Origin of the sequence: Pseudomonas sp. B23(2017) (genome assembly GCF_002113725.1) — a bacterium.
GTDB classification, from domain to species: Bacteria; Pseudomonadota; Gammaproteobacteria; order Pseudomonadales; family Pseudomonadaceae; genus Aquipseudomonas; species Aquipseudomonas putida_Z.
The window spans coordinates 1-1,031 of sequence record NZ_NEJM01000047.1 but is presented as its reverse complement, the minus strand read 5'-3'; the positions used below and the strand labels follow the sequence as shown (position 1 = coordinate 1,031).

The window sequence follows — 1,031 nt, the reverse complement described above, 5'->3', positions numbered from 1 at the left end:
CCGATCCTGGTGATCGGCGCCGGCGCCAACCGCAAGATGACCGCCAAGGTCCTCAAGCAGCTGATCGACAAGACCGGCATCCCGTTCATCACCACCCAGATGGGCAAAGGTGTGGTCGACGAGCGTCACCCGCGCTTCCTGGGCAACGCCGCACTGTCGTCGGGTGACTTCGTGCACCGCGCCGTCGAAGCCGCCGACCTGATCGTCAACATCGGCCACGACGTGATCGAGAAGCCGCCGTTCTTCATGGTCCGTGGCGGCACCGAGGTCATCCACATCAACTTCCGCTCCGCCGAAGTCGATGCCGTGTACTTCCCGCAGGTGGAAGTGATCGGCGACATCGCCAACGCCGTGTGGCAGATCAGCGAAGCGCTGACCGACACCACACACTGGGACTTCACCCGCCTGATGGCGATCCGTGAAGCCAATGAAGCGCAGATCGCCGAAGGTGCCGACGACAACCGCTTCCCGGTCTACCCGCAGCGCATGGTCGCCGATATCCGTCGCGTGCTGCCATCCGAAGGCATCGTTGCCCTGGACAACGGCATCTACAAGATCTGGTTCGCCCGCAACTACAAGGCGCACAAGCCGAACACCGTACTGCTGGACAACGCCCTGGCGACCATGGGCGCCGGCCTGCCATCGGCCATGGCCGCGCACCTGGTGCATCCGGACCGCCCGGTGATTTCGGTTTGCGGCGACGGCGGCTTCATGATGAACAGCCAGGAGCTGGAAACTGCGGTACGCCTAGGCATGCACATCACCGTGGTGATCCTGCGTGACGACGGCTACGGCATGATTCGCTGGAAGCAGGCCAACATGGGCTTCACCGATTTCGGCCTGGACTACGGCAACCCGGACTTCGTCAAGTACGCCGAAGCCTACGGTGCCAACGGCCACCGCGTGGAAAGCGCCGAAGGCCTGCTGCCGCTGCTGGAGCACTGCATCAAGACCCCGGGCGTGCACGTGATCGACTGCCCGGTCGATTACAGCGAGAACGACCGCATCCTCAACAGCGAGCTGCGTGAGCG

1 protein-coding gene is annotated in these 1,031 nt (G+C 63.7%); it reads left to right on the top strand.

Annotated features, from left to right (window positions below; all coding sequences use genetic code 11):
- Nucleotides 1–1,031: acetolactate synthase large subunit (locus tag CAG46_RS27470; RefSeq protein WP_085619582.1), on the top strand; the 1,031-nt coding region annotated here is incomplete at both ends.